The following is a 14,099-nucleotide window of genomic DNA, read 5'->3' as shown; positions in this document are numbered from 1 at the left end:
TTGGGTCGGTAGGTTCGGGCAACCCGGCAGAGCGGGTTGCCCAATCTCAGACGCTTTAGTCCAGCGCGTCCCACGAGGACTGGATTTCGTCGGCGACGTCCTGGGCAGGTGTTCCGCCCGTATAGTCGACCATTCCCGTCCAGAAGGTGCCTGCACCCACGCCGCCCGGCATCAGGTCGGAACCGTCAAACCGGAAGGTGGTGGCCCCCAGAAGAATGTCGTTCATCTTCTTCAGCGTTGGGTCTGAGAAGACCGAGGTATCGACACCCTTGTGCGGCGTCAGGAACCCGGTCAGAGCCATCCAGGCTTCGTGCGCCTCGGGTGTCTCCAGGTATTTCATCAGCGCATGCGCGCCCGGGCTGTCATTGGTGATCGCCCAAACTGTGCCCGCGCCCAGGACCGGGCTGCCGAGATCCTTGCCTTCGTAAGCTGGGAAATAGAAGAAATCGGCATCTTCGCCCACAACCGTGCCTTCGGGGAAGAAAGCCGGAATGAATGAAGCCTGACGGTGCATGTAACACTGCGGAGGCGAGCTGAACATGCCCTTCGGGCTGTCGCGGAAGTCGGTGGTCGCGACAGCACCAGCACCACCGGCCACATAGTCATCGTTGCGCGCGAACGCCCCGAATTCTTCAATCGCTGCAACAACCTTGGGGTCGTTGAACTTCAGGTCATTGGCGACCCAGGCGTCATAATCCTCGGGCGGTAGGGTGCGCAGCATCATGTCCTCGACCCAGTCGGTCGCGGGCCAACCCGTCGCTCCGCCGGACCCCAGCCCGATGCACCATGGCGTTTCGCCATCTGCAACGATCTGATCGGACAGCGCCTTCAGCTCCTCCATCGTGGTCGGGATTTCATAGCCGGCGTCTTCGAAGTTCTCCGGGACAAACCAAACCAGCGATTTCACGTCGACCTTGTAGAAAAATCCATACAGATGGTCCTGCCCGTCCGGGCCCTGATAGGTTCCCAGATCCACCCACGACTGACCGGCCGCATAGTTGTCGCGAATCCAATCCGCAGTTCCTTCACTCAGGGGCGTCAGGAATCCCGCCTTGGCCATATCTGATGCCAGACCGGGTTGGGGAAACACTGCTACGTTGGGCGCCGATCCGGCTTCGGCATCAATTCTGATCTGCTGCTCAAAGCTGTCCGAGCCGACATAGCTGTACTCATGCCCGGTCGCTGCGGCAAAGCCGTCCAAAACCTTTTCGACATTTTCCTGATCAGGCCCCAGCCACGGGCCGAACACGGTGACCTTGTCGGCATGCGCCGCGCCCGCCATCAGGGCGAACGTGGCCGCGCCTGCATAAAGCGAGTGTTTCATGAAGTTTCCTCCCAACTTTGCTCGCGCCTTTGAGACTCATTTTCAAAGCGCTTTGGATAACGCACTTTATCCGCTAACATTCAATTTTTGTCAATAATCTGTTTACTGTTGCCCATATTATTAATATTTAGGGCAGTGTCAGCAAGATGTGGCAGTCGGGCAGGAAGCGCCCGCAAATCTGAAAATGATCAAATTTGAAGGCGCTTTGAAGCGAAGATGAATCTAAAGCAGCTCTCAGAAATCCTTGGTTTATCTCAAACCACTGTCAGCCGCGCGCTGAATGGTTACCCCGAGGTGAACGAGGATACGCGCCTGCGCGTCCAAGCCGCCGCTGCCAAGCATGGCTATCGACCGAACAGCCGGGCTAAGGGACTGGCAACAGGGCGCTCGATGGTGATTGGGCACGTGATTCCCTCCTCATCCCAGCATGAAATGGTGAACCCGATTTTTGGTGATTTTGTCGCCGGTGCTGCACGCAAGTATTCGGATCATGGATATGACATGATGTTCACTAATGCAGATGACACCTCGATCGAGGAAGCCTATCGCAGTCTTTTCCAGCGTGGCGCGGTCGATGGTATTGTATTGCAAGGCCCCAAGGTCAACGAACACCGGATCGAGGTCCTAACCAGAATGGGCGTGCCCTTTATCGTTCATGGCAGATCAACCGGGGTGGACGTGCCCTATGACTGGATCGACGTGAACAACAAAAGTTCGTTCCTGCGCGCCACCCGTTTTCTGATCGACCTTGGGCATCGCCGCATTGCCCTGATCAACGGGCTTGAGGATATGGATTTTGCTCAACGTCGCCGCGACGGATATCTTGAAGCCCTGCATGAGGCAGGTCTGTCCCCCGACCCGGAATTGATGCGCAGCGCCGAGATGACCGAGGTTTATGGCCACCATGAAACCCGCGATATGCTTCGCCTGGTTGACCCGCCTACGGCCATCCTGACAGCCTCCATGATTTCCGCTATCGGAGTGCGTCGCGCGCTTAACGAAGCGGGGTTGAAGATGGGCAAAGACGTCTCGGTCATCGCCCATGACGACGACTTATCTTACCTCAAGAACGGTCAGGACGTACCGATTTTCACCGCCACACGATCGTCTGTACGCAGGGCCGGAGAAATGGCGGCTGAAATGCTGATCGAACGCATCAAATCACCGGAAGACCCGGTGAAAACTAGATTGCTGGAGGCCGAGCTGGTAGTTGGCGGCTCGACTGGCCCCGCCCCAAACAGGTTCTGAAAAATGAAATATACACGCTCGGACTTCCCCAAAGATTTTCTCTTTGGTGTCGCAACCTCGGCTTATCAAATCGAAGGACACGCACAGGGCGGCGCAGGGAAAACCCATTGGGATAGTTTCGCGGCCTCGCCCGGAAACGTGGTGCGAAACGAAAATGGAGATCTGGCTTGCGACCATCTGAATCGCTTCCCCCAAGACTTCGATCTCGTGCGTGATGCTGGTTTTGATAGCTACAGATTCTCAACCAGTTGGGCGCGCGTTTTGCCCGAAGGGCGTGGCCCCGTAAATCAGGCAGGTCTGGACTATTACGACCGGCTTGCCGACGCCCTGTTGGAACGCGGCATTCGCCCCTGTGCGACCCTGTATCATTGGGAATTGCCCTCTCCACTTGCCGATCTAGGTGGCTGGCGCAACCGGGATATCGCAAATTGGTTCGCCGATTTCACCGAGGTCATCATGGGCCGCATCGGCGACCGCATGTACAGTGTTGCGCCGATCAATGAGCCATGGTGCGTCAGCTGGCTGAGCCATTTTGAAGGCCACCATGCACCCGGAATGCGCGACATTCGCGCCACGGCACGGGCGATGCATCATGTTCTGCTGGCCCATGGTCGCGCCATTGAGGCGATGCGTGGTCTGGGCATGTCAAACCTGGGCGCTGTGTTCAATCTGGAATGGACCGAACCTGCCGATGACAGCCCCGCTGCGCGCAAGGCGGCTGATCTTTATGACGGAATATACAACCGGTTTTTCTTAGGCGGTGTGTTCAACAAATCCTATCCGCAAAACGTGTTGGAAGGGTTGGAGCCTCACCTTCCTTCTGGCTGGCAGAACGACTTTGACACAATCGGTGCGCCCGTCGATTGGTGTGGTCTGAACTATTATACACGCAAACTGATCGCGCCCGCCGATACCGCATGGCCAAGCCTGAAAGAGGTTGCCGGCCCGCTTCCCAAAACACAGATGGGGTGGGAGATTGAACCCGATGCCCTGACCCGCTTTCTGACCCGTACGATGCGGGATTATACCGGCGACTTGCCGATCTACGTCACCGAAAACGGCATGGCGAGCCCGGAACGCAAACAAGATGACGACCGCATTGATTACCTCAACCAGCACCTTGGCGCTGTTCAAAACGCGCTGAACGAAGGCGTCCCGGTCAAGGGCTATTTCATCTGGTCGCTGCTGGACAATTACGAATGGTCCTTTGGCTATGAAAAGCGGTTCGGGTTGGTTGATGTAGATTTCGATACGCTCGAACGAACGCCCAAAGCCTCGTACAACGCGCTGAAATCGGCCTTGTCCGGTGGGTCCGTTTCTCTGCCGATGGCTCAGCCTGCCGGAACAATGCACGAGCACTGGAACCTTGTCGCGGACATCGGTGGCACAAACACACGGCTGGGTGTCATCTCGAACGGAGAGCTGACGGACCTTCGCAAACACCCAACCGGGTCGTTGCCAGAGCTTCTGGATGCGTTCCACAGCCTGCGGGACGAAATTGGCACCGATCCACGCGCCGTTGTCGCGGCCGGTGCCGGACCCGTCAAAGATGGGACGATCCGGCTTACGAATGCGCAACTTGATCTGTCCGAGCACGACATCGGCAACGCAACTGGCGCGCAACATACGTTTGTTATCAACGACTTCACCGCCGCGGCCTGGTCGGTGGCCGAAATCACCGGCGACTATGTCGAGGTCTTGCAAGGGGCTGAGACACCGCCGACAGGAACGCGCTTGGTTGTAGGCCCCGGTACTGGCCTTGGCGTCGGCGCGTTGTTGTACTCCGAAGGGCGATACCATACTGCGTCGGGCGAAGGTGGCCATGTTGGCCTTTCGCCCCGGCACGAGGATGAGGTCGAAATCTTCAAAGCGGCACGCCATATCGCGCCCGAATGCTTCTTTGATGACAGCCTAGTGATCGAAGCGGAAATGTTCCTCAGCGGCACTGGCCTTCCCATTCTGTACCAAGCCGCCAGCATGGCCGCTGGACAGACCGATGCGGCGAAGCACAGTGCCAAGGATATCCTGCAGGATGCATTGGCGGAATCCGACCCGATTGCGGTCAAAACTGCGCAAATGTTTAAAGCGCATCTTGGGGCCATCATGGGTGACCTCGCCGTCGCCTACATGCCGACAGGAGGTGTTTTCCTTGTGGGTGGCGTCGCCGAGAAAAACCGGTGGCTATTCAAGGATGCGTTCCGGGATGCCTTTAACGCCGGTGGGCGGTTCAGTGACTTGCGGCGCTCAATGAACCTGTATGTGTCCGAGCAGGATGAATTTGGCATTGTTGGCGCTAACAATTTCTGTAAAAGTGCGCTCGCGCGGTAAACTGGCCGCCTGACCCTGTTACAGAAAGGACCACGGCATGATTTTGTGCTGCGGTGAAGCCCTGATCGACATGATCGCCGAGCCGACCGTCTCGGGTTCGCGCGGTTTCGTACCCCATTCCGGTGGTGCCGTCTTCAACACAGCCATTGCTTTGGGTCGGCTGGGCGCGCCGGCGGGTCTGTTGACCGGACTATCGTCGGATATGTTCGGACAGCAACTGGCAGACGCGCTGCAAGCCAGCCATGTGGACGCAAGCCATGTGATCCGATCGGATCGCCCCACGACACTGGCCTTTGTACAGCTTGTGGACGGCCATGCCACCTACAGCTTTGTCGACGAAAACTCGGCTGGGCGCATGTTGACGCCCGAAGACATGCCAAAACAGCTGCCTGCTGTATCCACTTTGTATTTTGGCGGGATCAGTCTTGCATGTGAACCCTGCGCGGACGCCTACGCGGCCCTGCTGGAACGCCACGGATCAGACCGGGCGGTCATGCTGGACCCAAACATCCGACCCGGGTTTATCAAGGATCAAACACGGTATCGTACACGATTGAACCGTATGATCACTCAATCTGATATCGTGAAAGTCTCGGACGAAGATCTGGATTGGATCGTTCCAGGGCCTGAAACACTGGCCGAGAAAGTCCCACTACTCCTGCAAGCAGGACCTTCCGTAGTTATCGTAACGCGCGGCAGTGATGGGGCGTCGGGATATCTGGCAGACGGGTCCGAAACTTCGGTGCCTGTCAAAGCGGTCGAGGTGGTCGATACGGTGGGTGCCGGTGACACGTTCAACGCCGGCGTTCTGGCTGAGTTGGACCGTGCAGGTCGATTGACCAAGGCCAATCTGCGGACGTTAGGCCCGGACGACTTGCGAGCCGCGCTAGCCAAGGGCGCAGACGTCGCCGCCATCACCGTTTCCCGCGCCGGCGCAAACCCGCCCTGGGCGCATGAACTTTGACCCCCTGAGGGACCGAGATGAAAAGATCAGATATCAACGACATCAAAACCGAAGCCGAAGCCTTCATTCGCTCGTTCGGGGCCGTCCTACCCCCCTTTGCCAACTGGTCGCCGGAACAAATGTGCAGCGCACAGGCACAAGGCATCCGTGACCGTGGCCTCGGGTGGGACATTACCGACTATGGTCAAGGCCGGTTTGATGAGCTTGGCCTGTTCCTATTTACCCTGCGCAATGGCGATGTGCAGGATCTGAACAAAGGTCGCGGGATGCTTTACGCAGAGAAGCTTTTGGTTTCTCGGGACAAACAACTCTCCCCGATGCATCGCCACATCATCAAGGCCGAAGACATCATCAACCGGGGCGGCGGCGATCTGGTTATGGAGATTTATGCCTCGGACCCGGACGGCGGTATAGACCGGGATAACCCGGTGGTTGTTCCCAGTGACAACTGCCCTGTCACCATCCAACCTGGTGAGTTGCTAAGGCTGAAACCCGGTCAGAGCGTAACCCTGATGCCGGGTATCTGGCACGCATTCTGGGCGGAACAGGGCGACTGCCTGATTGGCGAGGTGTCAACTGTCAACGATGACCGGACCGATAATGTATTCGAGGATCCCATTCCGCGCTTTGCAACGATTGAGGAAAACACAAAGCCCGATTTTCTGCTGGTATCGGACTATTGATAAACGGATAGCGCGTGCGCCGGCTTGATCACATCCGGACCGGGTGCTGATCGCTGCATCGGGATAACACCCTTTCCCGAATTCAAAAAATCGAATTAACATGGCCCTCGACAAAGGAAATAGTCGCGAGCCTGATTTTTGCGCGACCATCGAAGGACCCAAGTGATGGTAACCAAAGCACAGCTAGAAGCCGAGGTCGCAGAGTTGCGGCGTCAGCTGGCCGAACAATCCGGTGCACGAGAAGGCGTCTCAGATTCGCACAGCGGCAAACAAGCTGATCCCCACAAATCGATGACGGACGGAATTGTCGAAAGCCTGGATGAGTGGTCAACGCAACTAGAAGAAGTCATGACCGAGCTTGAAGAATTTCCCCACAAAAGGCCGATCCTATTCGCCCTTGGGATTTTCACGCTTGGCTATCTTCTAGGCCGTTCCCGGTAGGAGCCCGAACATGAACCGCATTTCACGCAACATTTCGATCATCCTGCGAGCCGAGCGACTTATTGCTCAAAGGCAACTGTCCGTCGCGGCAAAACGCACAGGCTTTTACGCTGCTGCCGGGTTAGCCGTTGGGCTTGCAGTAATCATGCTGAACGTCTCCGGGTTCTTTTGGCTGTCCGAGACCATGTCAAAGTCTCTGGCCGCGATCATAGTGGCCGGGGTGAACCTTGTTCTGGCCGTGATCCTCGCACTGGTCGCAAACTCCATGACCGCCGAAAGTGACACTTCGGCTGCCGTCGAATTGCGGGATATGGCGCTGCACGACATCGAGGACGAAGTCCGGGACAACTTCGCCGAGGCGCGCAACACAATCGTCGGCCTAAAACGCGATCCGATCGGGATGCTGTCACCCGATATTATCAGCACGGTTCTAGGCGTTCTGCTCAGATATGCGCGGCGTGGAAAAAACAAACCGGATTAGGAGTTATTCTACCATTCTGGCCGCTGCACGCGCGATCACCATCTCTTCGTTCGTGGGAATGGCCAGAATACGCACCCGGCTGAAATCAGTGGACAGAACCGTAGCGTTGTCTGCATTTCGGTTCGGGTCCATATCAATCCCGATCCAGCGCATGCCTTCGCAGACCATCTGACGGATACGGGCGGCATTTTCACCGATGCCTCCGGTAAAGACCAAAGCGTCGATGCCTTCAAGTGCCGCAGACAAGGCGCCCAGTTCACGGCGGATGCGGAAGACATAATACTCAATCGCCTTGCGCGCGTCCGGAGTGTCAGCCGCCAACAGGGTTCGCATGTCCGAGGACATGCCGGACAGACCAAGCAAGCCGGACTTTCGATAGAGAAGCTCGGCGATTTCGTCTGCCTCCATCCCCTCTTGCTGCATCATGTAAAGCACGACCCCCGGGTCCAATTGCCCGCTGCGAGTGCCCATTGGCAGACCATCCAACGCCGAAAACCCCATGGTCGAGGCTACGGCCCGACCACCCGACACCGCACACATCGACGCGCCATTTCCCAGATGCGCAATGACGACACGGCCGTCGTACAAACCCGGCGCAATTTCTTTCAGCTTTTGCGAGACGTAATCATAGCTCAACCCGTGAAACCCGTATCTGCGCACGCCCTTTTCGTAGAATCTTTGAGGCAATGCGAAGGTATCATTCACCCACGGATGCGTCCGATGAAACGCGGTATCAAAGCACGCAATCTGGGTTGTACCCGGAAAGGCTGCCGCGGCCGCCTTGATACCGGCAAGGCTGTAGGGTTGGTGCAAGGGCGCGAAGGGAATGAAACCGCTTAGCGTGTCAAATACGCGATCATCCACCACGACGGGTTCCGAATAAACCGACCCGCCGTGAACGACACGGTGGCCCACGGCCCGGACGTGAATGTCCGGCAGGTATTCGCGGGTAAGTTCAAGAAACGCGTTGATGGCCTCGTCGTGAGTTTTAGCCCCAGACAGCTGGCGGTCGACAGATCGCCCCCCCGCCGATTGGGCCAACAGGCGTGGGGCATCCCCTAACCGCTCGATCTGACCGCGCCAGCGCATACTGGGGCGTCGGTCCTCGACCAGCTCGAATAGCGCAAATTTTAACGAGGACGACCCGGCATTCAGCGCCAGAACATGTTCAGCCATGGATTTTGCCTTCATTCGCAATTGCATGCAGGGCCGCGACCGCACAAGACGCCAGCCGCGAGGCGTCATCATCTGCCCGAGATGTCAGGATAATCGGTGCCGCAGCACCTATCACAACGCCGGCAGCCTCAGCATGAGAGATATATGTCAGCTGTTTGGCTACCATGTTGCCGGCTTCGATATTCGGAACAACCAGAATGTCTGCGACGCCCGCGACTGGTGAGGTGATGCCTTTTGTCCGCGCCGCGTTCAGATCAACCGCGTTGTCCATGGCCAAGGGGCCATCGACCAGCCCGCCGGTGATCTGTCCACGCTCGGCCATTTTCGACAACAGCGCCGCATCGACAGACGACGGTAAATGCGGGTTGATGGTCTCAACCGCTGACAACACGCCAACCTTAGGCATCTCGATGCCAATGGAATGCGCCAGATGGATGGCGTTCTGAACGATATCTGCCTTGGTTTCCAGATCAGGAGCGATGTTCACCGCGGCATCGGTAACCATGATGGGCCGAGACATGCCTGGCACGTCCATCACGAACACATGCGACAGCCGCCGCCCGGTTCTCAGGCCTTTTTCCCTGCGCAGAGCAGCGCGCAACAGGACATCCGTGTGCAAATGACCCTTCATCAACATCCGGGCCTTGCCTTCGACGACCAGATCGACGGCGCGATGAGCGGCCACATCGTGGCCTTTGGCTTGGATAATTTCAATCCCGGCCAAATTAGCCCCAAGCTGGGCGGCAGCGGCGGTGATTTTGTCCGGGTCGCCTACCAAAATCGGCGTAATGATGCTGTTTTCCAAAGCCAGCAACGCCCCGCCCAGCGAATTTGGCTCCTCTGGCGCAACGATCGCTGTGGGCATCGGGTCCAGAGGACGTGCCTTTTCCAACAAAGCGTCGAAGTGCCGGTGACGTTGAACGATCAGTCCCGGCACCTCAACCGAGTCGAAGGTCAAATGCCGCGACGGTGGTGTGACCTGTACGGTGCCGCTTAGGATTAATGCGTTATCCCCGACCCGGCGCACTTCGGCAGAGCAGGTAAGGTCGCCGTCCTCGCGCTTTTCGGTGACGGAAACAAAGGCGGTCAGCTCTTGGCCCGCCAAAACCGAAGCATGAAAACTCAGATCCGCCCGGCGTGTTCGTGTACCGGCCCCCGGCAAGATGTTCCCGATAACCGCAGCCACCAGACCCGCGGGCCACAAGGCGGGCGCGACAGCCTCGGGGTGCCCATCTCCATCTCCGTCATAGGCCGCCAGGTTTAGCGGGTTGTGATCGCCCGAAGCCGATGCAAACGCGTACAAGTCGTCCACGGTGCACAATCGGGTGACCTGTGCCTTGTCGCCTACCTTCAGTTGAGAATAGGTTCTGTTTTCTTGAATTTTCATCTCGTCCGGCTTTGTTTTCGAATGCATGTTCGTCGTTACAAATATTGGATGTTCGGCCTCCCGGAACCAGAACATATCCACCTTTGTCCCTACATTTCTGCGACGCAGCGTAGTCAGATCAATGGCAAATGACAAATGACCTCTGCTCGTGGGGCGGCGCGGATTATCGCTTGACCCAAATTCGGAACTCGGGCAAGCATCACCGCGATGGTTCCCTGTGGTTCGCCAAGGGATGAAAAGGGAATACGGTGAGGTTGCCAACAAGCGCCAAGTCCGTGACTGCCCCCGCAACTGTAAGCGGTGAGCGACGCCAAATACCCACTGGCCCAAAATGGGTCGGGAAGGATGGCCAAGCCACGACCCGCAAGTCAGGAGACCTACCATCCGATGTTCAACCAACCCGGGGCGGGGCGTCCTGGAAGGAGGCTTTATGACACGTCTAAGACGTGATGACATGATTGGCACCTTCTGTCCGCGCTTGGCAACAGGCGGAGTGGGCCATGTCGATCAGTCCTGATCATTTCCTTCTGATTTGCGAGACCTGCGAAGGCTCTGACCGGGCGGATTCATTGCGCGCTGCGCTTGCAAGCAAGCTTCCATCCAGTTTTGGCATCCGCAGCGTTTCCTGCATGGCCGGTTGCGGTCGGCCCACAACCGTCGGGTTTCAGTCATTAGACAAGACGCAGTACCTTTTCGGTGACATCCAATCGGCTGAGGACGTGGATGCTTTGGCCGAATTTGCGCATCAATACCATCGCAGCGGTGATGGTTGGACCAACGCAACGCAACGCCCGCCTGCTCTTCTTGAAAAGACCCTGGCGCGCCTACCACAGCTAAAGCTGGAGACAAGCGTATGACCTGCGGAGCTTTCCTTGAGGCGCGCGGACTGGAGTATTACGCCCTGAACGGCGACGTACTGCTGCAAAACGTCAATTTCGAACTGAATGAAGGGGCAACTCTGGCAATTGCCGGCCCAAACGGTGCTGGCAAGACAACGTTGCTGAATCTTTTATGCGGCGGTGAAGAGATTGTGCTGGGGGACGTTTTGGTAAAGGGGCGCAGCCTTCGGCAGCTTTCGGCGATGGACCGCGCCCGAATGATCGCCGTAGTCAGTCAGCAGGAATCGCCGGACGGGCGTTTGTTTCTACGCGACTACGTGGCCCTTGGACAAATCCCGATCCGCGCCGATCGATCTGCCGCTGAACACGCCTTGGAATTGGACCGCATCCTGAAACTGACCGGACTCGTCGCCCTCGCCGACAAGCGGATGGCCGTGTTATCCGGCGGGGAACGTCAGCGTGCTCATATCGCAAGGGCGCTGGCGCAAAATCCTTCGCTGTTGTTTCTGGATGAGCCGACAAACCATCTGGACCCGGACGCCAAGGGACGCATGCTGTCGCTGGTGGCCGAGCTGGGCATAACAGTGGTCATGATCGTCCATGATCTGGTCATGATCCCGGAATTCGCCACACATGTCGCATTGATGAAATCCACGCGCCTGACCGGTTTCGGCCCGGTGCACGAAGTGCTGACACCCGAAAGGGTCCGTGAAACTTTCGGTGTCGATTATCTTAGCTTTCAGCACGAAGGCCGCATGATCCCGGCACTGGATATCCGAAGAACCACTACCTCAAACTAGGAAAAACAACATGAACAAAACACTCTGGTGCGCAGCACTGATCAGCGGCATTGCAAGTGCCGCAACAGCGCACGAGATCACTGTCGACAATTGTGGCGAGCCGATGGTGTTTGAAACTCAGCCCGAGCGGCTGGTCGTGCACGACATGAACATGACCGACATGGCCTTTGCTCTGGGTTTGCAGGACAAGATCGTTGGCCTGACGGGCATCACTGGCTGGTACAAAACCAGCCCCGAGTTTGACACCCTGCGCGGCGACATCCCGGAACTTGCGCCCAAGTATCCGACGGTTGAAAATCTGGTCGCTGTCGAACCCGACCTTTTCTTTGCAGGCTGGTACTATGGCATGAAACCGGGCGGTGACGTGACCCCGGACACGCTTGCGCCCTTCGGCATCAAAACAATGATCCTGACCGAAAGCTGCGTACATCTGGATAAGGATCGCCCCGAAGCCAGTATGGACCTACTGTTCACTGACGTCCTTCGCTTGGGCAAAGTCATGCACGTTGAAGACAAGGCAGAGGAGCTGGTTTCCGGCTGGAAAGAAGAACTGTCCGCGATTGAGACACAGACAGCGGACCTGCCGAAACCCCGCGTTTTCCTGCTGGACGGCCCCGCCGATGCCCCGTTTACGGCTGGTAAGTTTGCCATTCCTGACGCCATGATTGCTGCCGCCGGCGGCGAGAACGTCACCCATGAAATGGACACCAGTTGGGGGCGTTCCTCATGGGAGGCTGTTGCTGCTTCGAACCCGGAATTCCTGGTTTTACTTGATTATCAAACTGGAAATGGCGCCGCGGATACCTTCAAGTTCCTGCAGGACCATCCCGTGATGTCTCAGACGGACGCGGTCAAGAACGAACGCTGGATTGGTCTGCGCTACGAAGAGCTGACACCCGGACCAGCAAATATCGACGCAATTTCGAAAATGGCCAAAGCCATGCACCCGGGCCTGAACTGATATGGGCCGACTTGGCCTTACACTCTTGCTGGGGGCGGCTGTATTGGCCGCCCTTTTGCTGACCTCGACGGTCTACGGGACCACTTCCATTCCGGCCTCTGACGCGCTAACCGGTGTCCTGTTGGGCACGGGACTGGTGGAAGGGGAAATGTCTCCGCTCCACCGCATCGTGTTTGACCTGCGCCTGCCGCGCGCGCTGTTTGCCGCCGTGATCGGTGCCGGATTGGGCATCGTCGGCGTTGTCCTGCAAACCACCACACGCAACGATCTGGCGGACCCGTTTCTGTTCGGCCTGTCCTCTGGCGCTGCGGCGGGGGCTGTCTTTGTCATTACAGTAACCGGAGATGTGTTGGGCTTTTGGACCCTGCCACTGGCCGCGTTTTTCGGAGGGCTTGTCGCATCAGGCATTGTACTGGCTTTGGTTCATGGGCTGCGCACAAGCGCGCCCGAAAAACTGATCCTTGCGGGGCTTGCGGTTTCGTTTTTGTTTTCAGCTATTACCAATTATCTCATTTTCGCGGGCGACAGCCGTGCGGCGCATTCTGTTATCTTCTGGATGCTTGGGGGTCTGGGTCTTGCCCGGTGGGAGACATTCCCGCTGGTCTGTGCCGGTTTAGTGTTGATCCTCGCCTATGCGATGTACCGCAGCCGCTGGCTTGATGCGCTGCTGACTGGTGATTTGACCGCCGCCACTCTGGGTGTGCCCGTTCAGGGCTTGCGGTTCCGAATGTTCTTTGTGGCCGCTCTTGCGACTGCTGTGTTTGTGTCCGTTGCGGGCGTGATCGGGTTTGTTGGCTTGATGGTTCCGCACATCGCGCGCGGTATCGCAGGACCATTGCACAGTCAGCTTGTACCAACGGCCGCCATTGTCGGAGCAGCTTTGCTGACAGGTTCGGATATCCTGAGCCGTCTGTTGCTTGCCCCGCAAGAGCTGCCTGTTGGTATTGTCACGACATCGCTGGGATCGGTTTTTGTCTTTCTTCTGCTGATCCGAACCGCGCGCCCTCGCAGATGATCTCAAAGGGTCGCTTCGGCCAAAAAATTAAAGTTTCTTAAATGGCTAATATTTAACAGGCAAAATGACCTACATCAAAAAAGGCCCCCACAGATCACGGTATGCGATACACTCGATTACGGGAATCGAGTGTAGCCAGGTCGCATGCAATGCAACAACTGACCAGCCGACGCGCGTTTCTAAGCGCAAAGATCAGACCAGAGGACGGCAATATCGCCAGACCTCCGGGCTCGGTTGAGCTGTGCTTTGTTGAAACATGCAGTAAGTGTGGTGATTGCGCAGATACTTGCCCCGAGGATGCGATCGTTATCGGGGCAGATGGATACCCCCGGTTCCAGCCCACTGATAATCCCTGCACCTTCTGCGGTGACTGCGCCCGGATTTGTCCAACCGAAGCGTTAAGGATTGACCGTCTGCCAGATTGGCCATGGCGCGCCGCGCTTACAGCGGAC

The 14,099-nt window shown here is 57.4% G+C and carries 13 protein-coding genes, 2 pseudogenes and 1 riboswitch; of the genes and pseudogenes, 12 read left to right on the top strand and 3 right to left on the bottom strand.

The features are described from left to right. Positions 1-55 precede the first annotated feature (55 nt). On the bottom strand, positions 56-1,324 hold the full coding sequence (locus DS906_RS01925) for an ABC transporter substrate-binding protein (RefSeq protein ID WP_113788573.1): 1,269 nt from the start codon (positions 1,322-1,324) through the stop codon (positions 56-58). A 216-nt stretch (positions 1,325-1,540) separates the two neighbouring features. Between DS906_RS01925 and DS906_RS01920 the strand changes: the two genes are divergently transcribed. From DS906_RS01920 to DS906_RS01895, 7 genes and pseudogenes are all read left to right on the top strand, one after another. Beyond that, a complete protein-coding gene (locus tag DS906_RS01920) occupies positions 1,541-2,572 on the top strand; it encodes a LacI family DNA-binding transcriptional regulator (RefSeq protein WP_113788572.1) in 1,032 nt (343 codons plus the stop codon). Positions 2,573-2,575: 3 nt separating this feature from the next. Continuing rightward, positions 2,576-3,877: pseudogene (locus tag DS906_RS22405) on the top strand (GH1 family beta-glucosidase); the annotation flags it as partial. 21 nt (positions 3,878-3,898) lie between these two features. Next, a complete protein-coding gene (locus DS906_RS22400; RefSeq protein ID WP_369933953.1) occupies positions 3,899-4,900 on the top strand; it encodes an ROK family protein in 1,002 nt (333 codons plus the stop codon). A 37-nt stretch (positions 4,901-4,937) separates the two neighbouring features. After that, positions 4,938-5,864 carry a carbohydrate kinase gene (locus tag DS906_RS01910; protein WP_113788570.1) on the top strand — a complete coding sequence of 309 codons (927 nt, stop codon included), beginning with the start codon at positions 4,938-4,940 and terminating at the stop codon, positions 5,862-5,864. Between the two features lie 17 nt (positions 5,865-5,881). Then, entirely contained in the window at positions 5,882-6,547 is a 666-nt protein-coding gene (locus DS906_RS01905; protein WP_113788569.1) for a D-lyxose/D-mannose family sugar isomerase, read from the top strand. A 165-nt stretch (positions 6,548-6,712) separates the two neighbouring features. Further along, entirely contained in the window at positions 6,713-6,988 is a 276-nt protein-coding gene (locus DS906_RS01900) for a hypothetical protein (protein WP_113788568.1), read from the top strand. Between the two features lie 10 nt (positions 6,989-6,998). After that, positions 6,999-7,469 (top strand): phage holin family protein, encoded by a 471-nt coding sequence (locus DS906_RS01895; protein ID WP_113788567.1) that lies wholly within the window; start codon positions 6,999-7,001, stop codon positions 7,467-7,469. 3 nt (positions 7,470-7,472) lie between these two features. On the opposite strand, the gene DS906_RS01890 is transcribed toward DS906_RS01895, so the two are convergent. Both DS906_RS01890 and DS906_RS01885 read right to left on the bottom strand, forming a co-directional pair. Further along, positions 7,473-8,645 carry an acetate/propionate family kinase gene (locus tag DS906_RS01890; protein WP_113788566.1) on the bottom strand — a complete coding sequence of 391 codons (1,173 nt, stop codon included), beginning with the start codon at positions 8,643-8,645 and terminating at the stop codon, positions 7,473-7,475. Next, positions 8,638-10,032: a bifunctional enoyl-CoA hydratase/phosphate acetyltransferase gene (locus tag DS906_RS01885; protein WP_113788645.1), complete on the bottom strand. Its 1,395-nt coding sequence runs from the start codon at positions 10,030-10,032 to the stop codon at positions 8,638-8,640. Before DS906_RS01885 ends, DS906_RS01890 begins: the two co-directional genes overlap by 8 nt. Positions 10,033-10,223: 191 nt before the next feature. Next, a riboswitch (cobalamin riboswitch) is annotated at positions 10,224-10,432 on the top strand. 100 nt (positions 10,433-10,532) lie between these two features. On the opposite strand from DS906_RS01885, the gene DS906_RS01880 reads away from it, so the two are divergent. From DS906_RS01880 to DS906_RS22395, 5 genes and pseudogenes are all read left to right on the top strand, one after another. Then, complete coding sequence (locus tag DS906_RS01880) at positions 10,533-10,889, top strand: DUF1636 family protein (RefSeq protein WP_113788565.1); 357 nt, start codon at positions 10,533-10,535, stop codon at positions 10,887-10,889. Next, positions 10,886-11,671, top strand: a complete 786-nt coding sequence (locus DS906_RS01875) for an ABC transporter ATP-binding protein (RefSeq protein ID WP_113788564.1) — start codon at positions 10,886-10,888, stop codon at positions 11,669-11,671. Before DS906_RS01880 ends, DS906_RS01875 begins: the two co-directional genes overlap by 4 nt. Before the next feature lie 10 nt (positions 11,672-11,681). Continuing rightward, positions 11,682-12,632 carry an ABC transporter substrate-binding protein gene (locus tag DS906_RS01870; protein WP_113788563.1) on the top strand — a complete coding sequence of 317 codons (951 nt, stop codon included), beginning with the start codon at positions 11,682-11,684 and terminating at the stop codon, positions 12,630-12,632. A 1-nt stretch (position 12,633) separates the two neighbouring features. Continuing rightward, positions 12,634-13,647, top strand: coding sequence for an iron ABC transporter permease (locus DS906_RS01865; protein ID WP_113788562.1), 1,014 nt, complete (start codon positions 12,634-12,636; stop codon positions 13,645-13,647). A 101-nt stretch (positions 13,648-13,748) separates the two neighbouring features. Further along, a pseudogene (locus DS906_RS22395) lies at positions 13,749-14,048 on the top strand (4Fe-4S dicluster domain-containing protein); the annotation flags it as partial. Positions 14,049-14,099 lie beyond the last annotated feature (51 nt).

It is taken from the genome of Ruegeria sp. A3M17 (assembly GCF_003318255.1).
Taxonomy (GTDB): domain Bacteria; phylum Pseudomonadota; class Alphaproteobacteria; order Rhodobacterales; family Rhodobacteraceae; genus Ruegeria.
Note: the sequence above shows the minus strand (reverse complement) of the source record. Positions and strands in the feature narration are given on the sequence as shown.